Consider the following 26,686-nt stretch of genomic DNA (forward strand, 5'->3'; position numbering starts at 1 on the left):
CGGGCGAACCTGCCAGCCAACACGCCGTTCCATCGGCGTCACTGCCGCAGGTGTCCCCCAGACTGCCGCATCCAGTGAGACTGGCTTTCGGATGTGCGATCACGCGTTCGCGCCGAGTCACCGGTTGGGGTGGTTGGCGTTGCCGTCCCGGAGGCCGTCATCCGTCAGTCTTTGCAGGGGGTTCGTGTCCCCTGCACAAGGTGGCGAAGAGCTCGTCGAGCGGGGTGCTCAGTGCGTGTGCGAGGGCGTGCCAGGTTTTCAGAGTTCCGATCGTGCGGCCCTGCTCGATCTCGATGAGGGTCCGTCTGGCGAGGCCGCTACGGGCGGCGAGCTCGTCGTAGCTCCACGCCTTGGCCGCCCTCAGGCGCGCGAGCTCCTGGCGGAGTGCCTCGAAGTCCGGATCGGGCGGAAAGATCGTCACCCGACCATCCGACGGGGCAGACCCCTGCCCTGTCAGTGCAGACCTCTGCCCTATTTCCCCAGGTGGCAGCGCGGGCGAGAGGGCAGAGGTCTGCACTACCGTGTGCGGCCGTCACTCTCTTGAGCTGACAAACGGCGCGGGACGGGATTGGGAGGAGCGCGCCCTATGAGGCCTTGCACAACACGCCCGACAACTCGGCATGCCTGGACTGTGGAGCTGCGGCCCGGTCCTGGAGGGCCGCAGCTTGTGTGCCGGCAGTGCGACCACCGAGGCGTGCTGATCGCTGCCGCATCCGCACGGTCCGCGGCGCTCGAACATCTGGCCGGACATGCCCGGCGTGACGCCCTGCCGCCGTACATGCGCACCTGCCAGTGCCACGAGCGAGGCTGCGGCTGGCATCCCCGTCACCGCGGCTGCGCGGGCCCTATCCGCCTGCTTCTCGCCCGCGAGCGGGGCGGACGACTCTGGCGACTTGCCGATGCGTGTACAGCCTGCGCCTCGGCGACGACACAAGCCGCCGTGGTTCCGGAAACCTTCCTGCGCGAGGCCATGGCGTCGCCGAACAGGTCCTCACGCCGCCGCAAACGACGCCTCCGTGGGCCGGGCGACCAGATTCAGGTGCGGGAGATGCTCAGCTACTTGGCCTCAGCCCTGCCGAGCCATACCGGAGCTGCGGCCCGGCTGCTCGCCGTGCAGTGCGCACTGCGCATGGATTCTCAGGGCCAGGTCCGGTTGCCGGTTGGGGTCCTGCGTAGCCTTCGCCTCGCCCGCGACCCGCTTCCGTGGAGTGAGCTGGAGCAGGCACGGTGGCTCCACAGGACGCCGCCCGCCCCGGGCTCCGCCGACAGGACAGTGGTCGCCCAGATCCTCGACGACGTGTTGTTTGCTCAGCGTCCCGCGCGTCCAGACCGCAGGCGCGCTGCCGACTGGGCGCTGCGCGCGACGAAAGACGGCTACACGGTCACCGACGATCCGCCTCTGCGGCTGACCGCCCTATACCTCGCGGCATACACGGACTCCTCGACCGGTCGCGGGCGTACCGAGATGGACCGGACCGAGCGTGAGTGTGGACTCGCTCCTGCGGCCCTGTTCCCTGTACTCGATCGGTTGGCGACATCTCTCATCTCCTGGAGCGTAGCCCTCGCCTCAGGGGATCTGTACTGGGAACTGCCACCGAAGGGCGATCAGCGTCAGCGGGCAGCCGACCGATCCGACGCCTCTGCGAGGTCCGACTGACCCGTCCGTTCCGACACTCACCCTGTTACGGAAAGTGTCGTTTGCGCGACATGACGTTACCTCCCTCCGCTTTGAGTCGCTCGGCGACCGCAGCGCGGTGCGCACCACTGGGGCGATTCCTCCAACCATGCCGCCCGGTTGGGGATGTGACGGCGCGGCACCTGTTCTGGTTACCGCTCCCGCCACTGTCGAATCGATGATGCGTTCGAATTATGTCGCTGACCGGGGCTGATGAGGTTAGAGTAATCGAACGAGAGTACGATGACTGTATCGGGTATACGACCTAAAAAGGTCGAAATGGGGTGGAGTGATGGAGGTGCGGCATGGCGGGCTTCGCCCATCTGCACGTCGCGTCCGGTTACTCCGAGCGCTACGGCGCGGCCCATCCTGAGCATCTCGTGCTGCGGGCGGCCGAGCGGGGTGTGACGGCGCTCGCGCTCACCGACCGGGACACGGTCACCGGTGTCGTCCGGTTCGCGCAGGCATGCGCGGGAACCGGAGTGCGGCCGATCTTCGGTGTCGACCTGGCGGTGGAGGCCCTTGCGCCCCCACCTCCCGCCCATCGACGCCGCACCCCGGCGCGCGGTGGCGCGCACGTCGTCGAGCCGCCCCTGCGGTTCGTGCTGCTCGCGCAGAACCGTGCCGGATGGGCACGGCTGTGCCGCATCACGTCGGCCGCCCACGTCGGCACCGCGTCCGGCGCGGCACCGGTGGTGGTGCCGTGGGAGGCGCTGCGCGCATACGGCGGTCCCGGTCTGACCGTGCTGCTCGGGCCGCTCTCGGAGCCGGTACGAGCCTTGGCGGCCGGGCGGGAAGACGTCGCGATGAAGCTGCTGGCGCCGTGGCGGGAGATCTTCGGGAGTGGGGTCAGGCTGGAAGCCGTAGTGCATAAACGTTTCTCCATCGGTCCTGGATCCCTCCGCCTGGCTGCCCGCACCCTGGCGCTGGCCGACCGCACCCACACCATCGCCGTGCTCTCCAACGCCGTCCGCTACGCCGACCCCGACCAGCACCGCCTCGCCGACGTCCTGGACGCCGCCCGGCTGCTGCGGCCCATCGACCGGCGCCGCCTGGACAGCGGACAGCGCTGGCTCAAGGACGAGAAGGCGATGACGGCCGTCGCGCACCTGGTTGCCCAATGCGCCGGAGCCGACGCCCGGCGGGCACGCCGCCTGGTGGCGGACACCGCCGCCACCGCGGCCCTGTGCGCCGTCGACCCCGGAGCGGACCTGGGGCTGGGTACGCGGCATTTCCCGGAACCCTCGCTCTTCGGCGCCGAGCCCGGAGCGGGGGGAGCGACACAACTGCTGCGCTGGCAGTGCGAGGCCGGGATGGCCCGGCGGGGCCTGGACCGCGACCGAGCGGCGCTCGACCGGCTGGACGAGGAACTCAAGGTGATTTCCGCGCTGGACTACGACTCGTACTTCCTTGCCGTCGGCCAGGTCGTGGCCGACATCCGAGCCAAGGGCATCAGGGTCGCGGCCCGCGGCTCGGGCGCCGGTTCGATGGTCTGCCACGCGCTGGGCATCGCCACCGCGAACCCGCTCGACCACCGTCTGTTGTTCGAACGCTTCCTCAGCGTGCGCCGGGCATCGCTGCCCGACATCGACATCGACGTGGAGTCCGCCCGGCGCCTGGAGTGCTACGACACGATCTTCGACCGGTTCGGCAAGGAGCGGGTGGCGGTCACCGCGATGCCCGAGACCTACCGGGCCCGCCGCGCCCTGCGCGACACCGGCCTCGCCCTCGGCATCGCGCCCGCGGACGTCGACCGGATCGCCAAGAGCTTCCCGCATCTGCGGGCCTCCGACATCACGGGCGCGCTCGCCGAGCTGCCCGAACTGCGGCAGCTGGCCGCCGAGGCACACCGGTACGGACCTCTGTGGGAACTCGCGGAGGGCCTCGACTCCCTGGTCCACGGCATGGCCATGCACCCCTGCGGCGTGGTCATCAGCGACGCGACGCTCCTGGACCGGCTGCCGGTCCAGCCCACCCCGCAGGGCGACTACCCCATGGCCATGGCCGCGAAGGAGGAGATCGAGGACCTGGGCAACATCAAACTCGACGTTCTGGGCGTGCGCATGCAGTCCGCGATGGCCCACGCCGTCGCCGAGATCGAACGGACGACCGGTAACCACATCGACCTGGACGACCCCAAGCAGGTACCGCTCGACGACGTCTTCGCGTTCAAGCTCATCCAGGAGAGCCAGACCCTGGGCGTATTTCAATTGGAGTCAGCTGGCCAGCAAGACCTTTTGTCCAGGCTGCAGCCGCGCGACCCACAGGACGTCATCGCCGACATCAGTCTCTTCCGTCCCGGACCGGTCGCCGGGGGCATGCCCGAGCGGTACATCGCCGCACGTCATGGCGGCACTCCGTCGTACGCCCACCCGGACCTGGAACCGGTGCTCGCCGACACCTACGGCGTGACCATCTGGCACGAACAGATCATCGAGACGCTGCATGTGATGACCGGCTGCGACCTGGCCCTCGCGGAGATCGCCCGGCGGGCGCTCGGCGACAAGGACCGGCTGCCCGCGATCAGGGACTGGTTCCACGGCCTGGCACGCGCGCGTGGCTACAGTGCGGCCGTCCGGGACGAGGTCTGGAAGACCGTCGAGGCCTTCGGCGCCTACGGCTTCTGCCGCGCCCACGCGGTCGCCTTCGCCGTACCCGCCCTCCAGAGCGCCTGGCTCAAGGCACACCACCCGGCATACCTGCTGGCCGGCCTGCTCGAACACGACCCCGGGATGTGGCCCAAGCGCGTCCTCGTCTCCGACGCCCGTCGCCGCGGTGTACAAGTCCTGCCCGTCGACATCAACCACTCCCAGGTGAAACACACCGTGGAGAAGACCGACGGAGAGCGGGGCGTACGGCTTGCCCTCTCCGCGGTACACGGCATCAGCGAGGACGAGTGCGCACGAATCGAACAAGGCCAGCCCTACGGATCCCTCTCCGACTTCTGGCAGCGAGCCCGCCCCAGCAGACCCACTGCCGAACGCCTCGCCGAAATAGGTGCCCTGAACTCCCTCCACGACGGCCGCCTCACGCGCCGCGACCTGCTGCTCCAGATCGCCGAACTCCACCGGGCCTCCCGCACCCGATCCGCCGGCAAAGGCCAACTGCCCATCGAAGCGGGCCCCGTGGGCGGGGCGGAGCCGAGCGGCCTGCCGGAACTGACCGGACGCGAAGCCCTCAGCGCCGAGCTGCGCACCCTCGGCATCGACGTCTCCAAGCACCTGATGGAGCACCACCACCGCCTCCTGCGCGAGATCGGAGCGACCGACGCGGCCCACCTGGCCGGACTGCGCGCCGGCCAGCAGGTCCTGGTCGCCGGCGTACGGGCCTCCACCCAGACCCCGCCCATCGCCAGCGGCAAGCGCATCATCTTCGTCACCCTGGAGGACGGCTCCGGCTTGGTCGACCTGGCCTTCTTCGAGGACTCCCACCCGGCCTGCGCGCACACCGTCTTCCACAGCGGGCTGCTGCTGGTGCGCGGCACGGTCCAGGTGCGCGGCACCCGCCGCACCGTCGTCGGCACCATGGCCTGGGACCTGGACGAGATCGCCGCTGCCCGCCGCGACAACGGCCCCGAGGCCGCACTCGCCCTCCTCGGCGAGAGCCGCCCAAACCCGACCCCGGCCCAGTCGCAGCGGACCCTGGCCAACGGCACCACCGGCGCCCGGTTGCATCCCTACGCCGACCTCCAGCCAGCCGGCACCCGCTCAGCCGACCTGAAGAAGTTCGGCTACACCAGTCCGGGGAGCGCAGGATGACTACACGGCAGCGGCACATTGCTCACCTCCACCTGCACGCCGCGCTGAACGGGCTTCAGTACAACGATGTAATGGAAGTGATGTCTGGTGTCACGCCTCATGTCCAGGCCATTCCGCCCAACGCCGTCCAGCTCGACCTGACGTCGGCCATCAGATATTTCGACCTGTCCGCTTATGACGTCGTTCAGTTGGCGAAGCTCAGGTTGAAGGCTCTCTATGGCGTTGACAGCAGCGCCGGGCTCGCGAGTAACCGCATGCTGGCGGCCATGGCGGCCGACGCATCCGCGCCGGGAGAGACCACCTGGGTCCCCGCTGATCGCGTGGCCGACTGGCTGTACCCGCGGCCCGTCACCGCGCTGCCCGGGGTCGGGCGCACCACGGCGGAAACGCTTCACAGATACGGCCTGCACACGATCGGCCAGATCACCGACCTGCCTTCGGTGACCCTGCAACGGCTCCTCGGCGTTGGTCAGGCGCGGTTGTTGGCCGAGCGCGCCCGCGGTCATGATCCCCGCCCGGTCACCCCCTCCGAACCAGCAGCGCACTTGGTCGCCGATCTCATACTGGAGCGAGACTGTCTCGACCCGGCACAGCACCACCGCGCAGTTCTGGGACTGGCCGACCAGATCGGCCAACGCCTGCGCGGCGAAAGCCAGATCGCGAGCCGACTCACCCTCACGGTGCGGTACGCCGACCGCAGCTCCACCACACGTACCCGCACCCTGCCGGAACCCACCAACCACTCGCCCGCCCTCACCGCGGTTGCCCTGGGGCTGTTGACCGCCTTCGGACTGCAGCGAGCGAGAGTGCGCGCCTTCATGATCCGCGCAGACGACCTGTTGCCGACCGGCAGGGCCTACCGCCAGCTCTTGTTGGACCCCGGCGATGCCCGCGCCCGCGCGGCTGAAGCCGCCGCGGACCGCGCCCGTCGGCGCTTCGGGCCGGGGGCTATATGTCCAGCTGCTCTGGCGAACTGACCGCTTGTGCCACGAACGACTGGTACAGCTAGCGCTGTAAGCAGGATCGAACCGAAACCCTCACACTTGCCCGTCGCCGGGCCGGCATGGGCTCTCGCCCTCCACCGGCATAGCAGAGGACTCCGAAGACCCTCTCGGTCGCTGCTTTACGAGTTGGTGCCGCAATCGCTACCAGGTGGCCAACTGCGACGCCGTAGTCCTCACAGCAGCGGGGGATCGACGGCCAGTGTGACGAGGCCGGCTGGACCGAGCAGGTGAAGAACGGGGCCCTCCTCGGTTATCCCGGTGATCACCGCTTGGACGGGCGCGCCGGTGAGGAGGGTGTGGAGCAGTTCGCCTGTTGTCGAGTCCCAGATACGGACACCGCTGGAGCTGCCGGACACCAGCAGCGTTCGGCCACCGGTCAGATGGAGCCCGGTCATAGCCAGGGTTCCGTGCGCGGGCCAAGCGGCGACTTGTGTGCCGCCGGTCAGATCCCAGACTTCGATCTCCCTGTCGTTCGCCACCGCGATCTGCAGATCGCCGGACCGCGACACAGCACATCCGACTCGATAGGGCGTTCCGGGCTTCCCCCGAACCCATGGAGCGAGGTATTGCCCGGTCATTGCGTCCACGAGATGCATGGCTCGCCAGTGAGCCACCACGACCACAGGACCCGTCACCGTATGTGCCGTCGGCACAGGAATCAACACAGGCGCCCCAGCACGCCTGAAGTCGGCCGGCGCCACGTGAGTGAAGGTCGCGCCGCTGTTCGGCTCCAGGGTCGTGGTGACCAGCTCGCTCCGTCCACGAGCGGTGACGAAGACCGGCAGCCCGTCGCCGGTGACGGTGACACACGTGCGGGAGGAGAAAGAGGGAAGCGACGCAGGGTCGGGTGATGCGACGGATTCACCTGACACCAGGTCCCAGACGGACGCAGAAATGCCCGCGACCGCGACATGAGCGGCTCCCTGGGGAGAGGGGAGCGCTTCGACGACGGTGACAGGAGCGGTAGGGATCGGGATCTGCTTCAGCAGCCGTCCCGTCGTCGCATCATGCACGTCGAGTCCGTCGCGCGTGCCGACGACGACGCAGTCCCTGAGGCCGTCGGGGCCTGGGTACGCCATCCGTCGCAGTGGCCAAGTGTGAAGGAAGAACCCGCGTGGTGCGGGTGCCTGGTAGGGCGTGTCGGAGAGGTCATCGACGCGTGGTCGGCCGGTGGGGGCGAGGTCCCAGATACGGATGCCTTGGGGGGCGGCTGAAACGACGCGAGGCCCGGCAGGGCCCGTCAATGCGGTCAGCTCATCGATGCGGGAAACATCGGCGGCGATGCGTTGCACTTCGTCGAGATTCATGTCGCGTACGACGATGTCGTTTCTGGTGGCGTAGGCGAAGTCGGTGCCTCCGGGTACCTGAATCAGGGAGTGGCCCGTCTCCCGGATACGTGCCGTCTGCGATGCGGTGAAGGGCTCCCATATCTGGGTGGACATCCCGCGGATCTGCACGACGAGCAGGTCGTCCTGCCCGGTCCGGCTCAAAGTGTCGAGCCGGATCTGACGGTTACGGGGACCGAACGGTTCCTCGGCCGTCAGCCCGGAGAACGGGTCCCACAACCGGATGCCCGTGCTTCCGGCGAGGGCGACAAGTGTGTGGCCGCTCGACCGTCGGACGACTGCCGACTCCAGCGGCTCCTCACGCTCATAGGAAGAAACGTCGAGAGCTGGTGTGGTCTGCCCAGAGTGGGGACGCCATACCATGCTGCCACTCCGTGTGAGAATGAACAGTTTCCATAGTGAGGGGCCGTCTTCCAGGACGTGCACGTCACGCGCCCCGGAGACGACGAGTCGCGCCACTAGCTGTCCCGAGACCGGGTCATGGATCTCGATCCGGGAGGACGTGAGCGTGATGAGGAAGGTACGGCCGCCGGTCGCACGGATGGTGCGGAGCCTGAATACCGGCCCGTCAGTGGCCAGGTCCGCGGTCGGCAGGCCCGTGCTCGCGTCCCAGACGCACACTCCTTGGGAGACATCGGCCACCGCGACGAGCCAGCGTCGGTCCAGAGTGGGAACCGCGCACAGGGCTCGGGTGAGCTTCTGCGCAGGGGCGAGTACGTTTACCTGCGCCGCCCACCTGCCCCAGCGGAAGGCCAGGGCACGCTGCTCATCGGCAGCGTCCCGCGTCTCGCCTCGTACGCTCTGATGGAAGTGCATACTGTCGCGGCGTGAGCGGGGGTCTGTGCTGTCGTCGAGGTACGGCTCGATCAGCGCGGCTGCTGTGAGTGCGCCCCGCTCAGGATCGCCGGTGGGCAGCGGCAGAGACAGCCGGGCGCGCAGGGTGCCAGAGGTCTCCTGTGCGAGCAGTTCGACGGGAACGTGCCGGTCGGTCAGGAGGTCGCCAGCTTCCGCGTGATGCAGGTAGTGGCGCCGAATGTAGGGATGTGCCTGGTGTGGATGAGCCCGGCGCACCAATCTCGCGAGGACTCCGGTGACGGTCGCATGGGCAGCGGCCAGTTCTGCAGCATCACCGGTCGCCGGACGTGGGGGGCGCAGGTTTGCCGCATCCGGTGCACGAAGCAGCCACTGGTGCTGAGCCTGGAGCAGGTCGGTGAGCCGCTGGTGGACGGGCCGATAGACGGTGCGCCCGTCCTCGCTCGCGGTGGCGAGGTATCCAGTCAAACGACTTGACCGCAGCGTGCGGACGGCGTGGTCGGCCACATCCGCGCTCTCGGGTGCGCCGTCGGGCGCCGCCGGCTGTCGTTCCGGTTCAGTCGGCCCGGCCGGGCCGTGTGGGTTTGCTGCGAGCGCGGCGGTGACCGAAGGCCAGATCTCCCCCCAGGGTAGGCCGGCCCCCTGGGCGAGCGCGGTGGCACGCAACGCCGCGACCAGCAGGCTAGCCGGGACCCCAGTTGCCGCGGAGACGCCCCTTATATCTTCGCGCAACAGGCTACTGGTGCCGTCAGCGAGTCGGTGCAGCCAGCCTTCCTCGGTGAGGTCCTGTCGGGTTTCTGCCGTCCGAAGCTGGTCGGTGGCGATTTGTGCATCGAGGAAGGAGGGGGCGACGGCTTTCGCGATCACACGGGCCGTCGCTTCGACGGCTTCGTCGTCGGCTTCCTTGTAGGGGCTGTCCTCGGGGCCGCTCAGCAACGCGACCGCGTACGCGGCGATGTCGGCCTCGCAGTCCGGGCCGTCCGTGCGCAGCGGCTCGGGCACGGCACCTTCGGCCTTGAGGGCGGCGGTAAGGCGTTGCAGCAGGTCATCTGCCCGCTCGTCGCGGAGGTCGGCGCCGGAGGAGTAGGACATGACGGGTGAGCTGCGGATACCGAGGAGGAGACGGACGGCGGTCTCACCGACCGGTGCGGTGAGGCGGGCGAGCGGGAGAATGACGTCACTTACACAGGCGAGCGGATCCTCGGCTTCGTCCAGCGCGTCGATGATGACGGTCACCGGCCGGGAGAGCTCGGCCGCGCGCTCGACCATTCGTTCGAAAAGGGCCTGTAGTGGAGTGTCCTTGGAAGCAGGCGTCCCGCCGAGCGCGATGAGGAGGTCGTCGACCACGGCCCGTGAGGATTTGTTGCGAGCCAGTACGGCCGCGTCCATAGAGCCGGGCTCTGGCCGGAGGTCACCAGGGATACGGGCGATGAGCGCGGCGTACGCCTCGTCCTCGACGAAGGCGGCAGCGGTGAGGGTGACCAGCCGGGCCAGCAGCGCGGACTTGCCCGATCCCGCGGCGCCCGTGACGATGAGCACGCCCTCGCCCTCACGGAGGAAGTCGACCAGGCGCCTCATGGGCTTGGTACGGCCGCTGAAGTACCAGCCCACGTCGTCGCCGCTGACCCGTCCGGAGGCGCGCTCCCGCCAGAACTCCAGATCTCCATGTTCGAGGACCAGTTGTCGCAGAGCGGGGTCGACAGCGGTCCCAGACGGTTTGTAGCGCGGGTTGGGCAGACATGCGCTCAGCTGGTGCCGAAGCGAGTGGGGCATGATCCACTCGGCGTCGACCAGGTCCTTCTCCACGCCGTCAGACAGCCCGACCTCGTGCAGCAACTGCTCCCACTCAGCGAAGGACAGGTGCGAGGAGGCGTAGCCAGCAGACTCGTCGTTCATCCGTTCCCAGGCGAGCGCGACGCGCCGGGTGAAGGATCCCACCTGTGGTTGATCTTCATGGTCGCCGGCGGTGACCACAGCGAGCCCCACGTGCCTTCGACGTTCCTTGGACAAGTCCTGCAGCAGCGTGCTCAGTTCCGCGCGCAGCACTCCGGAGTGGCAAGAGTCGACCAGCACCAGAACGTGCTCGGCCTCACTGTCCAGCACCGCGGTGATGAGCTCGCTGGTGGGAAAGGCGGTCGACAGCAACCGCTCAGGACGCGTCTTCGGCAGGGTCAGGTAGTGGCGACCGGCCTGACGGCACAGCCCATGGCCGGTGATGTAGACAACGACGGCATCCTCATATGAGGCTTCCGACAGCTTGACCCCTCGCAGAAAGTCCCGCAGGTCTCCGACAGTATGCAGCGGATCCTCGACCGGAACCACCTCGAACCGCCGGTCCTCACCCAGGGCAGGGTCAGCGAGCCAGGTGGTGATCCGGCTGACCTGCTCCGCGATGGCCTCACGGAAGCCCTCGCGTTCGTCCCGGTAACCATCGACTGCCACGACGACCAGTCGTCTGCGGGCGATCCCGCTCAGGTCGTCACTGGCCTGCGTGTTCAACCGCCACCCCCACCTGCCTCGTACGGCCGATCTACCATATCCGCAACCGCACTTGAGGCCGATGCGGACGCAGGAGTCAGAGTCGGCTGCGCGTATGGGAAGGCCGCATCGGTGGCCACTGCACAGGGGAAACACATGAGTCTGCTGCGCATCGTAGGTGTGCACGGCATCCGTCAGGGTGCCGGCGCGACGACGGAGGAACTCAGTCACGACTGGCGAGACGCGCTTGTCTCGACGCCGACCCTCCCGGGGGCGAGGGCACCGGTGTGGTCCCGACACGACGGAATGGTCGTCACCGTCCCGTCGTACCGGGATGTCTTCCCTAAGACGGTCACCCGGTTCGTACGGCTGGGTCCGCAGGACGCGGACGGGGTGCCAATGGACGAGGAAGAGGAGGCCTTCGTCCTGGACGCGTTGGCCGCATACGCACCAGAGGCCGTTGCCGCGGAAGCCTCCCTCGACACATCGTTCGAAGGAACGCTCGGCGAGGAGCAGCTCACGCCTCGCGTCGCGCGCCGGAAACGTGCTGTCGACCAAGTGGCAGGCAAGGGGGTGACTGATCGACTGCTGTGGTTCGTCCGTGAGGCCCATACGTACATCCACAAGCCGGAAACCGCCACCGCCGTCCGGGCAACGGTGCGGAAGACCCTGGTGGAGACCGAGGCGACGGTGGTCCTCGCCCATTCACTGGGCAGCGTCGTCTTCTACGACATGCTCAGCCGGGGTGAGATCCCGGTGAAAGCCGACGGCCACCCTGTGGTGACTACCCTCGTGACTCTCGGGTCCCCGCTGAGATGGCTCGCGGTCCGCAAGGGCGTGCACACCCCCGGCGAGCGGCTCGGCGTGGCTGCAGGTGTCCGGTGGACAAACCTGTACTCGCCGTTGGACGTGGTGCCACGGGGCAAGGGCCTGGCCGACCTCGCCGACGGAGTCACCGACGTGGTCGCCCACAACGGCGCGCTCAACCCGCACAACGTGGAACGCTACCTGGGCAAGCCCATCATCGCCGAGTGCCTCCGCCAGGCCCGTACTGCCTGACTTGCCCACAGTCGAAGAGCCCAGCGGGGCGGTGGAAGTTGCGATCGGCTGGCTGCACCGTTTTCGCCGCCCGCATATGTGCTGGGAACGACACGACGACATCCACGAGGTCTGCCTCGGCCCTCGATACCTGCCTGATCACGTACCGACACGTGCAGCGCCTTTGTTCAGCACCTCTGGTTGCTTGCCGCCAGATCGTTGAGAACAGCGTTGACGGTCGACCAGCACAGATCGGCCGTGTCGAAGTCCGCGCTGTGCTTGGCTCGCTTCTCCGCAAGAGGGTGGACCAGGTTGCGGTAGGTCCGGAGCAGCTCCGAGGCCATCTTGGCGTCCTGGTCGATCCACCCGTTGGTATGGGCGTGCTGGACAAGATCCTGTAACCCGGCGGCGCGTAGTGGCTTGGGAAGGGGCACGTTTGCGGGCCTGGCTTCGGCTGCGTGGACCAGGACGCCTTCGAGGAGGCTGCCGAGCATAATGACCGCGGAGGTGTAGGCGCCGTGTTCTTGGCAGATGTGTGCCTCATCAAGGCGCAGTTGAACTGCGCGGGCCAGGTCTGAGTCGTCGACGATGTCGGTGATGGCTACTTTGAGTTCCACCCGCTGTAGGCGGGGTGGCTCGTCGGGGTCGTACTCGACGAGAAAGGGCTGGCCGTTGCGGTAGTCGATGCGGCGGCCCTCCAGCGCCAGGACTTCCTGAAGGCGTTCGAGGACAGCGTCGTATTCGCTGGGCTGCTGCTGATATTCGCGACGGTCGGCCAGGCGCAGGACGACGCGTTCGATGTCTCCGGCATCGTCCTCTTTCCGTTCGCGCAGGAGGTCCAGGACCCAGCGCTGGCGCGGACTGCCGTCGTGATCGGGGACGTCTTCCCAGCCAGCCCGCCGGAGGAAGAGCGCCAGCTCCCAGCCACGTCGTCGTTTCATGCCGGGCTCATCGCCGCAAACCATGGCGGCGAGTTCGTCGAGGGTGCTGTCGTCGAAGTTTTCCATGTCAGGCTGCCTCGCTGTCGTCGTCCAGCTCACCGTCGTAGGGGTCGATGTCTTCGTCGTCGGGTTCGGCTTCGGCCAGTCCGACCGGTGTCCATGACGCGTGAGATTCAGTGTGATCCGTGGATGTCTCCGGCGTCGTGCGCGGGTGGATGCCCAGGTCGGTCAAGCGTTTCCACAAAGGAGCCAGGGCCTCTTCCGGTGAGAGCGCGAAGGCGCTGCTGCGTACGCGCCAGAACGTCCAGCCGGCGCGGCGCAGTTCTCGTTCCCGCTCGGCGTCGTCGTGGATCTGCTGCTTGGTGGAGTGGTAGGGGCTTCCGTCGCATTCGACGGCGAGGCGCCCGTGGTCTCCAGTGACGACGAGGTCGATGTATTTGCCGTTGACTTCCCACTGTGGCACCACGTCGTAGCCGCGTTCCTTGATGCGCAGGAAGACGCGCTGTTCGAAGAGCGACTGGAAGGGGGCACAGAGTTGGTCTGGGCTGACGTTTGCCGGCTGGTGGGCGTGGGTGTAGGGCGGGGGCGGGCTTTGCATGTAGGTGAGCAGGGAGTGCCGCAGGTCCTTGCTGCTGAGCTGGTCGGCGGTCATGGAGTGGAAGAGCCACATCTGGTCGCGGGCTCGGCTGGCGGCCACGTTGAAGCGTCGTTCGTGGTGGCGGCCGGTCGCGGCGATGACGTTGCGGCCGTCGACGACCATCGACAGCAGGATGACGTCGCGTTGGTCGCCTTGGAATTCTTCGGGGGTGCCGACCTGGATGTTGTGTCGTTCTCGGGCGGGCATGTCGATGCGCTGGTCGACGAGGTCTTGCACGAGCCGGGTCTGGTCGCCCTGGCGCAGGATGATGACGCCCATGGTGCGGTCGGCGTAGGAGGGATCCTGGGTGAGGCGGTGGAGTTGGTCGACGACCGCTTCTGCTTCTGGCCGATTGATCAGCTTGTCCCTGCGTCCTTCGCAGTGGCCCTCGGGCACGTGGACCACTTTCAGCGGGGGGAGCCGGTCCGAGCCGTGCTGACGCAGCAGGATGAGCTGGTTGTCAGGGTAGAACTGCATCGAGGACCACTTGATGATCTCGGGCATGCAGCGGAAGTGCTCGGTGAGGCGGATCACCTCGGTGAACCGGGATGACAGCAGTTCATACAGGTTGGATTTGGGGTCGAAACCTTCGCGCTGCCAGGGTTCCAGTGCGGCCATGCGTTCGTCGAAGATCTGGGTGATCCGGTCGTGCTTGCTGCCGGTGTAGGAGGGCGCGCACTGGCGGTCGTCTCCGACGACGATGATCCGCGGGGCGAGCCAGAGCAGCAGCAGTCCGTTCAGACCGACCTGGCTTGCTTCGTCGACGATCACGACGTCGAAGGAGTCCGGTTCCGGGCTGATCGTTTCCGCTACCTGCCTCAGCGGCATGATCCACGCGGGTACCGAACCCTGGGCTGTCTGCATGGCTGAGCGTGCGTGGCGTTGATGGCGTTTGCCGTACTCCGTTGTTCCCTGACCGGCGTTGGCGATGGCGCTGGCGTAGGCGGCCAGGGCTTGCTTGTGCTTCGTGGTCATCCGGCTTACGCAGTGGAGGGCCGCACGGTCGCAGACGAGTTGTTCGACCAGGTCGTTGAGTCGGGCCTCGACCTGTGCCAGCTCCCCTTCCAACTGCTCTTCACGTCCGGGAAGCAGGAACGTGTCGAGGAAGTCCTGTGCCTGCCGCCATGCCCAGGCTTGGGGCAAGGCGGTGAACCGGGCGCGCCAGTGCGCAGCGAGAGGATCGGCAGCGAATGCCTGTGCCAGCTCGGGGTGGGCTTCGCTCAGGCGCTGGAAGAGCTTGCCAGTCTCGCGCCGGTCCGCCTCGCGCTGGTACGCCGCCGCCAGTGCGTCCACGGCCAGTGCGTAAGCCTGCGCGTCGCGGGTGGCTGCCGCATCAGCCGCATGCTGGAGTTCCGCAACCGCGTGGGGCTGTGGCTGAGGAAGGCCGGCGAGGAGCTCGTCGAGCTGCCGGCTTGCCGTCCTGACCTGCAGCAGCTGCCGGGCCCGCGCCGTGACGTGGCGGATGTCCCGCCATTGTTCGGAGGTAGTGACCGATGCCGGGATGCCGCTGGCCAACAGGGTGGCGTGAACTTGGCGGATGACCTCGACACACGTGTCGACGGCCTGCAAGACAGCTGCTCGGTCCAGGAGTTCGGACACCAGCAACTCTGCCGTGTCCTGTCCGACGGTCGATCCGACGCCTGCCCATCGGCCGCGCAGGGTACGGGCATGGGCGCGCATCTCCAGATGGCGCACCAACGCGGCGATCTGCTCTTGGCCGGCGGGGGCCATGCCTTCGACACGGCACTGTTCCAGCAGGACACGGGCTTGCTTGAGAACGGCCGGCCGGGGCCAGCGCTTGTTCAACTGCCCGCCCTGCAGGACGTACTGCTCCACGTTGCGGCCGCTAATCAGAAGTTCTTTCTCCCCGCTTTCGGAAAGCTGCGGAATTTCCACCTCGGGGAAGGAAGCGGCCGCTATCTCCTGCTGGGTCTGCTGGGCACGCTGTGAGGCGTTTCGGATGCTGTCCCACATTTGCTGCCATCGGCGTGCGATGCCGTCCTGAAGTGCACGGGTTGACCACATCCCTTCGTGCCATGACGCGGGATCCGCGGACAGTCCCACACTCTGCAGGGCCTGCTGGGCTTGGTCGATCAGCGTTTCCAGAAGGATGAGTTCTGCGTCGCTGTGGTCGGCCAGCGTCTGGGCCAGTGGCGCGACGGGCTCCGGGCCAAGAACTTCTTCAGCCACTCCCAGTTCGCTGATGCGGTCGGCGACATCCGTGGGGTTCGGCAGGGTGGCGGGATCGGGGCAGTAGTGGATGTGTGCGTCGAGGATTCCCGGGCCGTGCATGGTGACCAGCAGCCAAAGCCGCTGCGCCTCGTCCGTGGTCAGAGGCGGCAGCTGCTCCGGCTGGGCAGGCAGAGACGGCAGCCACTGGTATTCGACTGTGCCGCGCTCGACTGCCTGCACGATCTCGTCGAGCCGACCGCGGTATCCCGGCGCGATCTCAGGGTGCTCGTACCACTCGACTTCTCGCACTGCCCGCAGGCGCTCCCGCAGCTTGGTCTGTTCCGCCATGAGCTGGTGGCGCTGGGTCTGCTGGCCCTCAATGCGCTGCTGGAGCCTGTCGGGATTCGTGGTCGCGCTCAGGTGGGCCAGAGCGCCAAGCGACTGGCGCAGATCGGAGCTGCCGCCCTGCCAATGATCACGCTGGATGACGCACATGCTGCGCAGCCTGGCGGGAAGCTGGTCCCGGAGGACCTTCAAGGCCTGGCCCTTCTCGCTGGTGACCAGGACCCGCTTCCCGTCTGCGAGAAGCGCTGCGATCAGGTTGCTGATCGTATGGGTCTTTCCGGTCCCCGGCGGTCCCTGGACCACCACACTGGTGTCGTGCTGCAGCCGGTCCAGGACATCCAGCTGGGCCGCATTGGTGACCATAGGGAACAGCGGGTTCGGGCCCAGTGCCGGAGGCACGAGGTCGCTCCTGCTCCACCAGGCCATACGCTCTTCCGGTTCGAGGTCGTACAGCAGCTGCGCCAGCCCCAAAGGAGCTTGCGTTCCCGGGCGTTTCAAGGCTCGGGCGATGCCCTCGAAGAAGCCCAGCACCGAGCGCTGGCCGTGCTCGCGGAGGATGAGCGCCGGCGCGTGATGCAGCGAGCGCGCCTGCGGGTCCGCAGTGAGGTCGGGGTGCTCCCTTCCCGCGTCGAATGGAAGCGTTCGTTCGACTCCGAAGGCTCGCTGCGACCACGAGCGCAAGGCCTCCATCGCCCGGCCCGACAACGGATGGAAGGCGACATCATCGACATCGGAACGCACGACCCTCAGCAGCTCCGAGGTGTAGCCGTCGGACTCGCTGAGGAACTCCGTGTCTTCCAGACGGCTGGACAGCCCCGGCACCAGGGACACCGTGATGTTGACCGAATTCGGATCGACCGTAAGCGTGACGGGGGCCGTGACGATGTGCCTGCGCACCCGGGCCGACACGCGCTCGGCCCCCAGCTGCAAGAGTCCCACCGCCAGGACGACTTCGAACGTGTCACTGTCCTGCTGGATCTTCTTGGCCATCCTGTACAGCTGCTGATGCAGACGACGCTGCGGCTCGGCCGCCAGCTCTTCCTGCGCCCATCGCCTCCATCGGCCGGCCCAGGCCTCGTACGCCTTGCGCACCTCCGACGTACCGATGTCCAACGCCTTGAGGATCTCGGCTTCGCCAGCGGGGGCTTCGGCTTGTTCGCCATCTGTCGACGGGTCGTCGATCAGCTGGGGGGGCTCCATAGCAGCAGTGGCAGCGGCCTCGACCGACACGCGGCCGTGCAGAATCGCAGGCACCCGTGGCGCTTCAAGCGGCGGACGGTGCTTGACCACCATGATCCGGGAGTCGGCGTCCTGGGAACGGCGGACGAGCCCTTCGGGAACGTCCGCGAACCACACCACCTCCGAGTACTTGGCACAGTTCCTGACGGGCCGGTAGGCGCCTCGCACCAGTTCCTGCAGACAGTCGACCAACACGCGAGTGTCGCGGATGGCCTTGGGATCGCTGCCATCGCGTACCGCCGGGCGGGCCATTGCATCCCCCAAACGCCTGCCACCCTGGCAAGCCTTCTAGAGTCCATGACCGCCGCAAGTCAGGCAATACTGCATGCCTCAGCCAAGGCTATTTTTCGACACGCAGCGCCCTTCCTGCCCGAACGCCTTTCTTGGCCGATGAAGTCGGCCGACGAGCGTCCGGCATCACAGCAGACTGGCGCTCAGCACCGATCACACGTCAGCGGAGGTAGTCGACCGGTGGTGGGTGGTGTCCCTTCCGGCCACAACCATTGCTTCACTGCCTTCGTCTCCGACGCAGTAGAGCTGCGGGACAGCACACCTCAACCACCTGAGCCTCTAACTCCTCGGCAGCGCTCTCCTCCTCACTCCTCCTCGTCCTCCGCCGAGATCCTCCGTCCCTCTCTGGCGACGCGGAGCTCGATGATTCACCGGCCCTCTTGGCGAAAGGGTGTCGGGCGATATGTGCGTCATGTAAAGATCAGTGGCGCGTGCATGAGTCTGGTGAGACCTGGGGGTACAGATGGCGGACACGACCGCCCCGTTCGAGGCATCGGCGTCCGCGGTTGGCTACGTATACCAGCTCCGTAAAGCCCTTCATTCCTGCGTCGACCAGCACGGCCGCGGGCTGGACTGGGGCATCGCCATCGAAGCCGGTGACGATGTCGAGGAAGTCGTCGAAGGCGGCAGGGTCCTGTACCAGCTCAAGCACCGGGCCGCCGGTGTCACCATGTCGGACTACAGCACGGACCTGTGGAAGACCCTGCGGATCTGGGCGCACGGGATCACCAACAATCAGCTGGACCTGGACGAGACGGACCTGTTCCTCCTGACCACCGCCGACTTGACGGCCGATTCCGCCGGCTATCTCCTGCAGCCTGTCGCCTCCGGTGTCAGGGACGAGAGTCGAGCGCTCAAGGCGCTGGAGGCGACTCGGAAGGCTTCCACCAGCAAGGACAACAAGAAGGCGTACGAGGCCTTCGACAAGCTCTCGGCTGACGAGCGGCGCGACATGCTGGCCCGAATACAGGTCATCGGCAATGCTCCGGATGTCGACGAGGTGGAGCATCTGTTGTTGGAGCGAGTCGTCTCCGCTGTGGGGCATGCCTACGCCAAACCATTCCTGCAGCGTCTGGAGGGCTGGTTCTACCAGCGCACGATCCGACAGCTGCGCACGGATGAGATGGATGCGATCTCGGGCGACGAGTTCGACCAGATTTTCACCGATCTCCGCAATCAGTTCCGCCCGGAGAATCTGCCCATCGACGAGGACATCGCCGTCCTCGAACCCGATCCGTCGGACTACGCGAACATGACCTTCGTCCGCCAGCTGGATCTGATTGACATCGGCAAGACCAGAGTCGGCATCGCGGTGCGCGACTACATCCGTGCCTTCACCCAGCGCTCCCGGTGGTCGGACGACAATCTGTTGCTGCCCGGTGAGATCAGCAAGTACGAGCGCAGGCTCATCGAGGAATGGCAGGACCTCTTCGCGGAGATGGAAGACGATCTCGGAGCCGCGGCGACGGAAGCGGAGAAGGTGGCGGCCGCCAAGGAAATCTACCGGTGGGCCACGCGCGAGGCACGGCCACGCATCCGCATCGGATGCGACGAGCCGTTCGTCTCCAAGGGCTCCTTTCACATCCTCGCCAACGATCTACAGGTGGGCTGGCACATCGATTTCATGACACGGCTCATGGCCGTCCTGGAGCCCGCAGGAGCAACGCAGGCGTGAACACCCTCACTCAATTCAGCCGGGAAGAACGCGCCCTGTACAATCCGGCGTTCACCGCACTTGTCACCTGCCGCGCCGTCCAGGGCCACGAAGTCCAATACAGCCGTCCATGCCCTATCGCGGTAGCGGTCTTGTCCGCCGTAATGGCACTGCAGCCAGCCGTACGCCGCACACTGCCGAAAACTCTCAACAGCGGGCTGACCCGATGGCTAGAGGAGAACAAGGGCGTCAAAGTGACCATGTCACAGAACGCCACCGCCCTGGCCGCCGTGGTCCGCCCAGGCCTGCTCCTGGCCCTGCAGAGCGACAGCCTGCACTGCGACGAGGAAGGCCAGCTCACTGTGGCGCCTGGACGGCTCATGAAAACGATCAACGGCGCCACGGACGAAGTCCAGGCCATCCAGAAAGCGGCCCACCTGCTGGGGCGCTGGCTACCCAGCACGGGCAGCCTCAGTACCGTCATGACACTGCTAGGAGTCCGGCCGTGACGTTCCAGATCAGCGCCATCTCGATCTACAACGAAGACGGCCACATCCGCACCGTCCCCTTTAAGACCGGCAAGCTCAACATCATCACCGGCGACTCGCGGCGCGGGAAGAGCGCTCTGCTCAACATCGTCGACTACTGCCTGGCGAGCAAGGACTACGTCATCAAGGGCGCGGCCCTGCGCAACTTCGTCCAGGTCTTCGCCGTCACTCTGGTCAAGGACCAACAGCAGCTGTTCGTCGCACGGCCGGCCCCGGCGGGCAAGGCTGCCACCGCGACCACGATGTGCGTCGTCTCCCAAACCCTTGACGCCCCGCCGCCGCAGCGCTCCGAGCTGACCTTCTCCACCCCGCTCGACATCGCCAAGGATGTCCTGTCGGAGTTCGCCGGTATCGACCGGACGGTGCGGATTCCGGCCGTGCGCAGCGCTACCCCGATCCCGCCGTCGGTGCGCCATGCGCTCTTCTTCTGCCTGCAGAAACAGAACGAGGTCGCCAATCCGGACCTGCTGTTCCACTCGCAGGGCGAGGAGTTCCTTCCGGCGACGATCCGGGCGATGATCCCCTACTTCCTCGGTGCCGTCGATCCCGAACAGGCGCTGCTGGAAAACCGGCTGCGTCTGCTGCGGCAGGAACTCGCGCAGATGGAGGCGGCGATGGCTGCTGCCCGCAGCCTCTCGCCGGCGTCCGGGCAGGCACTGGCCTTGGTGACCGAAGCAGTCGAGGCAGGTCTGCTGGAACCGCTGTCGCGGGAGGAAATGACGGCAGAGCGGGCGTCGGAGCATCTGCGCCGCGCTATCGTCGAGGGCGCCCCCACGCAGACGCCTGATGCCGGTGACGATCCGGTCGCCGTTCTCGTGGAGCAGCGTCGAGAGCTGCGTGAGCGGCACGGACGGGCTCGCGCCCGTATCGCCAACCTGAAGCGAGCCGCTCGGGAGAATAGTGAATTTCTCGAGCAAGCGGCAGAGCAGCACGCCCGCCTGGCCACACTCAACCTCTTCACACCAGCCAACACGGCAGACCAGGAGCCACGTTGCCCGGTGTGCGACAGCCACCAGCCGCAGTTGAGCCAGATCGCGGAGGTCATCAACCGCGACCTCGGCCGCCTCGACGCCGACATGACCGTCATCGGCAGCGACACCCCCGAAATCAACGCCCTCATCGCAGCAGAAGAAGGCACACTGCACGAGATCCGCAGCGCTCTGGGCCGCAATCAGGAACAACTCGATACGCTGACCGCCGGCCAGCGCGCTGCTCAAGGCCAGACGGACGCCTCGCGACGTGCTGTGCTCGTGCAGGGCCGCATCAGCCTTTTCCTGGAGACAGCCGGACGTCATGTCCAAGGGCCTCAAGTCGTGGACCGGCGCGAAGAATTCCGAACGAAGATCGCAGAACTTGAGGAGACCATCGGAGCCGGAGCACGAGACGACCGGCTCAACAGCTTCGTCTCCCTGATCAATACGAAGATCAAGGGCAAGGCCGTCGCCCTGGACCTCGAACACAAAGAGTCACCCATCCGCCTTGACCCACGAGGGCTGACCGTCGTCGCGGACACCACCCGCGGACCGGTCCGCCTGGCCGACATGGGCGGCGGCGAGAACTGGCTCGGCTACCACGTCGCCACCCTGCTCAGCATGCACGAGTGGTTCTCCGAACAGCGCAATCCCGTACCCCGCTTCCTCATCCTCGACCAACCGTCCCAGGTCTACTTCCCTGAAGACGCCCCAGACGGCACCGCCTTGGCCGGACCCGACAGAACCGCCTTGCTCAACCTCTACAGGACCATCCAGAACACGGTCGACGCTCTCGACGGCGACTTCCAGGTGATCGTGATGGAGCACGCGGACCTGGACGACGAGCCCTTCCGCAGCTCGGTCGAAGCACGTTGGCGTCGCAGCAACGGCGAGGCTCTCGTACCCCAGGATTGGATCACCGAAGAGATCGATGACGACTGACACTTCCGCGCCCTCTTAACGCTGTGCTCAATCCCACCTGCCACCAATCAGTGCGCCTCCGACTGCAGACCACGGGCCGTCAGGTCCAAGTGCCGATCGACCGTCCAGCGCTGTGCTGGCGCGGCCGTCGGCGAACTACTGGTGCACCGTGGTGATGAGCGTGGAGACGCTCGCCCCGTTGCCGGGAGCAGAGTAGGAGACGGTCCACACGGCGGTTGCCTTATTCGAATACTCGTTCCGATTAATTGCCGTTTCCTCAGGCGTGGTTCAGGCGAAGTGTCCACGCGTGATGCCGAGGATGGCGAGTGGGCGGGCAGTGCCGCGGGCATGGTGGCGGATGCCTGCGGCGATGTTGACGTGACCGGCGATCCGGAGGGTGCCGATGGCCAGGTTGCGCAGGTGGTCGTAGCACGGGACACGGTGCCGGTGACAACCAGGCAACAGCCCAACCAGTGAACCTGAAACCACGTCAACCGATGCTGGTCAGCTAGTCAGCACCTCCCGCAGCGGGCGATCCTCATTGCGGGGAGCCTGCCAGGTCGGCCCAGTGCGCCGGAACGAGCTTTTCGCTGTGGTGCCATCGGTGTACGACGGCTTCTTGGAACCACGTCGTCGGGAAGTCCACGTGGTCGCAGACGATGACCTGCAGGTCGGGGGCCAGGTCTTTGACCACTTCGTGGATCAGTTTGAACAGCTCTTGTGCCGCGGGTCTGTCCATATCAGTGCGGTTGTCGCCGTCTTGGCTGGTGCGGGGAAACCAGACTTGTGAGGGCTGGTCGAGGAACAGGATGCGCGGAACTGGTCTGCGCTGGCGCACGAAGTAGCGATGCAGCGCCAGGTGAGCCAGGACGTGGTAACCAACCCAGTTGCTCCCGCTGCCCAGTCGTGAGAGCGGGAGTCTGCCGGCTCGGGTGCCGAACTCGACTGTCAGTTTGGTCGGGTTGAGGTACACACCTTGGTTGCAGTGCTCAAGCTGTAGTTGATGGGCCCAGAGAGTCATGTCACGGTTGACCGGACCGAGCCGGGCGAGGAGTTCCTCGTGTACTGCGCGGGGGTCGAGTTCAACCACGAGGGCATCTACGGCGGCTTGCGCCGTGTCTCGTGCTTGGGTCAGTCGTGCCAGGTCAGCTCCCGTGGTGTGCTGTAGGGCGGTGAGCATGCCGTGGATGCGTCCGCGGGCGAAGTCGATACGGGCTCCGTGTGGGAGGTGCCCGTTGGTGTGGTCCTCCTGTGTGAGTGTCTGCAGAGCGTGTTCGGCCGCACGGAGCTGACTGCGCAGCCGGGTGGCTTGTTGGTGGAGTCCTTCCAGGGCGGCGCGTCGGGCCGGGCGCATGGCGTCGATATCGTTGATTTGGTACTGAAGGCGGTCGAGGCTGTTCCTGAGCGCGTCAATCGTCGGGTCTGGTTGGGGCAGGACGGAGCCGCACAGTGCGCAGGTACTCGCGTCGTCGTCCCGGGAGTGAGTAACGAGGTCGAGGCTTGCCAGTCGGTCTCGTGGGATGTGTGCGGAGGTGGCGTAGTCGTCTGCTGCGACGGTTTCGGCCAGGAGCAGGCGCCGGTCTGCGGAGAGGCCCCTGAGCTGCTCGCGCAGGTCGGCGCAGGTCTGTTCAAGATCGAGCTTTCGCTGGTCTTCCTCAAGAGGATGGGCTGGCTCGGTAACAGGTGCGAGGACGGCGTCCTGGAGCGTCTGCATGGCCTGCACGTAGTCGTCGGGGGGGACTGGTGCCGGAACCAGATTGAGTGTGTGAGCTTCGCGCCAGAGGGCAGCCAGGGTGATGTGGGCGATGCCGTCTGGGTCCTGGGCCTGAGCGAGGTCTTTCTTTGCTTGTGTGAGACGACTGCGTGCAGCGTTGAGTTGCGCGTGCTTACGTGCCTGGTCGTGGGGGGCTACACCGAGAAAGTAGGGCAGTGTCTCTTTGAGGGCTGACGCGACGTTCCAATCGCTTTGCCGGTGGAAGAGGTGATTGCTGTCGGCGATCTCATTCTGGCCCTGCAGGCACAGCATCGCTGCGTGGCCCAGGTGGGCGCCGACGGCGGAGGGACCGCGGCGGCGGGGCGTGGTGCTGTGGTTCTCGTCGATACCGATGAACCGGCCCAGTCGCTGGCGCAGTGTGTAGCGGTCGGTGTTCGGGGCGAGGTCGGAGTACGGCGGTGGCTCAAGACCGGGACCGAATTTCAGCATGACTTGTTCGGCGGTCTTCTTGCCTGGCCCCGGGGCAGGGCGGGCAACGAAGGCGCGTGTGCTTTCCAGCTGGAACAGGGCGGCGTACCAGGAGACAGAGTCGGTCATAGGACCGATCGGGAAGGTGACAGTCTTGCGTCCTGTGCAGTATTCGAAGATATCAAGCAGCGTGCTTTTGCCTGATGCGGACTGCCCGGTGACGACGTTAAGCGCTCCTGTCCTGAAGGGGACCAGGCGGCGGCCACCGTCGGCGTTGTAGAGGATCAGCGCGAGCAGTTGCATGCGATCAGGGTTCCACTCCGAGTCCGGCGAAAATGGCGGCTGTCTCGTTATCGGCCATCCAGGCACCGATCAGGCGGGCGCTGCGCAGGATGTCATGCATCTCGGTGTTCTCAGGCGGCTCGGTGCGCGGCTGGGTGGCTTGTTTGAGGCAGTCGTGATGCAGTTCAAGTACGTTGTGGCGGAGTGCGAATCGCAATCCTGCCCGCACCGGTGCCACCATGACCTTGGCGCGACGGGGGAAGCCAGCCCATAGCACGGGGTGGCGGCTCACCCAGGTGGACAGGTGGGTACGGGTGCTGGCGGGCAGCGCGCTTCGTGTGCCTTGGTGCAGTGCCATGGGGGCAGCGATGAAGGACAAGGCCCACGGCATGCCCGATGTCTGCCGATATGTGTAGGCGTCGGCGGCGGTGGACAGGAGGGTGGCGATCAGCGCCGGGTTGAGCATGGCGGTAACGAGGGCCGCTGGTTCGTTCCAGGCGGTTGCTGCTGCAGGGTCCCGGATCTGCCCGGACGGTGGTGTGGTCATGATCGTGCCTGAAGGGTGCGCATACGGTCTCGGAATTCGGGGTGCCATCCCACGCGTCCCATGTCGGCGAGCTCGTGACGCTGGCCGCGGACGAAGAACGCCTCGTGGTATCTATTCTGCAGGCAGGGGCCGTTGCGCTGGGAAAGGTCTCTGAGGAGCCGGGCTCCTGCTCGTTGTCTAGTTGCTTCGTCTGTCGTGGCGGCGAGTTCGATCTGCATCCACTCGAACTCGGTCTCCCACTCGTCGACGAGGTCGCGGCTGAGCGCGGTAAGTTCGTCCGCTGCGACGAGTTCTTCGGCGATCCAGCGGATGGCTTGGGTCTGCGCTCGGTGATAGTCGATGACCGAGTGCCGAAGGTTCACCGGCGGGTAACCCACCCACTTCATCTGGTGGACGAAGGGGTTATCGGCGTAGGCGGTGATGAGGGCGTCGTCGCCGGTCTCTTCGCGGGCAGCGACGGTGGGAAGCAGGACGCGAGTGAACTGGTCGCGCAGGCCAGCGATGGCCGCACGGGCCATTCCGATGTCCACGGCTCGTCTGCGCTTTTGCAGCAGTGCCAGTGCTTGTTCGTCCCACCACTGCCACACCATGCCCAGGAAGAGGTCCTCGTGCCCGGGCGGCAGGTTCCAGCGTAGTTCTGCGCGGACGAGAGCGGGGACGTCCTCGATGTGCGGCGATGAGTCCATCACTGTGATCCGTGAGACGAACGCGGCCCGGTCCGCCTGCCCCAAGGCGAGGAACTGCTCACGAGCCTCCTGGATACGTCCAGAGGCCTCATGCAGGGCGGCGCGTTCCAGCGCGCTCAGGGCTACCTGTTCGCTGCGCGCGTGAGGGCGGAGTGCCGCCATCGCGCTGCCGGGCTTGGCCTGTTGGGTGGAGACGAGCACCAGTGCAGGCCCATCGACGTCACAAGGCACGACCGTGTCGAGCCAGTTCTTCAGGGTCAGCCACACGTCGGGAGAGGCGTCCGTGAGCTGTCGGTCGCTTTTCTGGTGATGTTTGACCTGCAGGAGTTCCGTTGCCGATCCGGCTTGCTCCCACGCGATGTCGTCATGAAGCTCTAGGCAGATCGCCGCGTCGGGACGCGCATGGTTGGCCCTCAGCAGCTCCAGTAGCGCCCACCAGGTCTGGTGCTGGTAGCCCAGCGCGCTGGCCGCAGCGCTGTGCACAGGCTTTCCCATACTGCCGCTCCCCCTGGCTACTGGGCACGAGAAAGGATACCCACGGTGGGAACCCGCAAAAAGGCAACCATCAGCCCCGGAGTTCCCAGCGATGTCCGTTGTACCTCATCGCCTGCCTGATTGCCCCAGCCTCTTCAGCTCTCTGTACTATGCAGTGGCTCTGCTCACGAGTTCTCATGAGCAGAGCCACTGCAGGCCTGCTGCACCGCGTTCAGCGCTACAACTGGCCGCTGCAAGGCGGCGTATCCAGGTTCTCTACAGCGGCCCCGGGTCGGCCCACTGCAGGCCCGACCGCATGATCGCAGAAAAGGCCTACAGTTCCTGCGGCCTCCTCTCCCAGATGCCGTGCCTCCACCGAAGTCGGCATCACCTGCTGAACGCACAAGGGGTACCTGGTCGCAGGCGGCACGGTCCATCGCCTCGCCACCTACCGCAGTCGTCTCCGAGACATTCTGCCGCTCGGACATACGTGTCGCGTGAGACGTCCGCCAGGCCGACCTCGCGTGCGATGCTGCCGAGGAGGTCGTCGCATCCTGCGGTGACCATTGGTCGACGTCGCGTGGAAGCGTCCACAGGAGGATTTCGGTGGTCACCGTTATCCCCTGGTCCCTGGCTCGTTACGGAAGCCTTCAACGATCACCTACTCCCGCTACGGAGCGGCGG

At 66.5% G+C, this 26,686-nt stretch carries 14 protein-coding genes; 7 read left to right on the forward strand and 7 right to left on the reverse strand.

Annotation, left to right across the window (positions count from 1 at the left end; genetic code table 11):
• Positions 1–157: 157 nt before the first annotated feature.
• Entirely contained in the window at positions 158–421 is a 264-nt protein-coding gene (locus ACZ5K7_RS23765; protein ID WP_266379502.1) for a helix-turn-helix transcriptional regulator, read from the reverse strand.
• 273 nt (positions 422–694) lie between these two features.
• Between ACZ5K7_RS23765 and ACZ5K7_RS23770 the strand changes: the two genes are divergently transcribed.
• From ACZ5K7_RS23770 to ACZ5K7_RS23780, 3 genes are all read left to right on the forward strand, one after another.
• On the forward strand, positions 695–1,657 hold the full coding sequence (locus tag ACZ5K7_RS23770; protein ID WP_468915864.1) for a hypothetical protein: 963 nt from the start codon (positions 695–697) through the stop codon (positions 1,655–1,657).
• Between the two features lie 323 nt (positions 1,658–1,980).
• Positions 1,981–5,433, forward strand: a complete 3,453-nt coding sequence (locus tag ACZ5K7_RS23775; RefSeq protein WP_468915867.1) for a DNA polymerase III subunit alpha — start codon at positions 1,981–1,983, stop codon at positions 5,431–5,433.
• The gene (locus ACZ5K7_RS23780) at positions 5,430–6,410 is read left to right on the forward strand and encodes a DNA polymerase Y family protein (RefSeq protein ID WP_468915870.1); all 981 of its coding nucleotides are present in this window, start codon (positions 5,430–5,432) and stop codon (positions 6,408–6,410) included. The genes ACZ5K7_RS23775 and ACZ5K7_RS23780 overlap by 4 nt, the downstream gene beginning before the upstream one ends.
• 200 nt (positions 6,411–6,610) lie before the next feature.
• Here ACZ5K7_RS23780 and ACZ5K7_RS23785 read toward each other — a convergent pair whose 3' ends face one another.
• The gene (locus tag ACZ5K7_RS23785; protein WP_468915872.1) at positions 6,611–11,095 is read right to left on the reverse strand and encodes an AAA family ATPase; all 4,485 of its coding nucleotides are present in this window, start codon (positions 11,093–11,095) and stop codon (positions 6,611–6,613) included.
• Positions 11,096–11,230: 135 nt separating this feature from the next.
• Between ACZ5K7_RS23785 and ACZ5K7_RS23790 the strand changes: the two genes are divergently transcribed.
• Positions 11,231–12,133, forward strand: a complete 903-nt coding sequence (locus ACZ5K7_RS23790) for a hypothetical protein (protein WP_468915874.1) — start codon at positions 11,231–11,233, stop codon at positions 12,131–12,133.
• Between the two features lie 167 nt (positions 12,134–12,300).
• Here the strand turns inward: ACZ5K7_RS23790 and ACZ5K7_RS23795 are convergent, their stop codons facing one another.
• Together ACZ5K7_RS23795 and ACZ5K7_RS23800 are read right to left on the reverse strand one after the other, a co-directional pair.
• Positions 12,301–13,119 (reverse strand): hypothetical protein, encoded by an 819-nt coding sequence (locus ACZ5K7_RS23795; RefSeq protein WP_468915877.1) that lies wholly within the window; start codon positions 13,117–13,119, stop codon positions 12,301–12,303.
• A 1-nt stretch (position 13,120) separates the two neighbouring features.
• The gene (locus tag ACZ5K7_RS23800) at positions 13,121–17,698 is read right to left on the reverse strand and encodes an AAA domain-containing protein (protein WP_468915880.1); all 4,578 of its coding nucleotides are present in this window, start codon (positions 17,696–17,698) and stop codon (positions 13,121–13,123) included.
• A 502-nt stretch (positions 17,699–18,200) separates the two neighbouring features.
• On the opposite strand from ACZ5K7_RS23800, the gene ACZ5K7_RS23805 reads away from it, so the two are divergent.
• The 3 genes from ACZ5K7_RS23805 to ACZ5K7_RS23815 are packed head-to-tail and all read left to right on the forward strand — an operon-like array spanning position 18,201 to position 21,852.
• Positions 18,201–19,412, forward strand: coding sequence for an ABC-three component system protein (locus tag ACZ5K7_RS23805; RefSeq protein WP_468915883.1), 1,212 nt, complete (start codon positions 18,201–18,203; stop codon positions 19,410–19,412).
• Positions 19,409–19,900 carry a three component ABC system middle component gene (locus ACZ5K7_RS23810; RefSeq protein WP_468915886.1) on the forward strand — a complete coding sequence of 164 codons (492 nt, stop codon included), beginning with the start codon at positions 19,409–19,411 and terminating at the stop codon, positions 19,898–19,900. The genes ACZ5K7_RS23805 and ACZ5K7_RS23810 overlap by 4 nt, the downstream gene beginning before the upstream one ends.
• A complete protein-coding gene (locus ACZ5K7_RS23815) occupies positions 19,897–21,852 on the forward strand; it encodes a DUF3732 domain-containing protein (protein WP_468915889.1) in 1,956 nt (651 codons plus the stop codon). Before ACZ5K7_RS23810 ends, ACZ5K7_RS23815 begins: the two co-directional genes overlap by 4 nt.
• A gap of 517 nt (positions 21,853–22,369) precedes the next feature.
• On the opposite strand, the gene ACZ5K7_RS23820 is transcribed toward ACZ5K7_RS23815, so the two are convergent.
• Genes ACZ5K7_RS23820 through ACZ5K7_RS23830 form a run of 3 tightly spaced genes read right to left on the reverse strand, consistent with a single transcriptional unit; the run spans position 22,370 to position 26,023 of the window.
• Positions 22,370–24,316, reverse strand: coding sequence for a DUF3732 domain-containing protein (locus ACZ5K7_RS23820; protein ID WP_468915892.1), 1,947 nt, complete (start codon positions 24,314–24,316; stop codon positions 22,370–22,372).
• A 4-nt stretch (positions 24,317–24,320) separates the two neighbouring features.
• A complete protein-coding gene (locus ACZ5K7_RS23825; RefSeq protein ID WP_468915896.1) occupies positions 24,321–24,842 on the reverse strand; it encodes a three component ABC system middle component in 522 nt (173 codons plus the stop codon).
• Positions 24,839–26,023: an ABC-three component system protein gene (locus ACZ5K7_RS23830; RefSeq protein WP_468915899.1), complete on the reverse strand. Its 1,185-nt coding sequence runs from the start codon at positions 26,021–26,023 to the stop codon at positions 24,839–24,841. The genes ACZ5K7_RS23825 and ACZ5K7_RS23830 overlap by 4 nt, the downstream gene beginning before the upstream one ends.
• Between the last annotated feature and the right edge of the window lie 663 nt (positions 26,024–26,686).

The sequence above is a fragment of the Streptomyces sp. NPDC031497 genome, assembly GCF_055580905.1.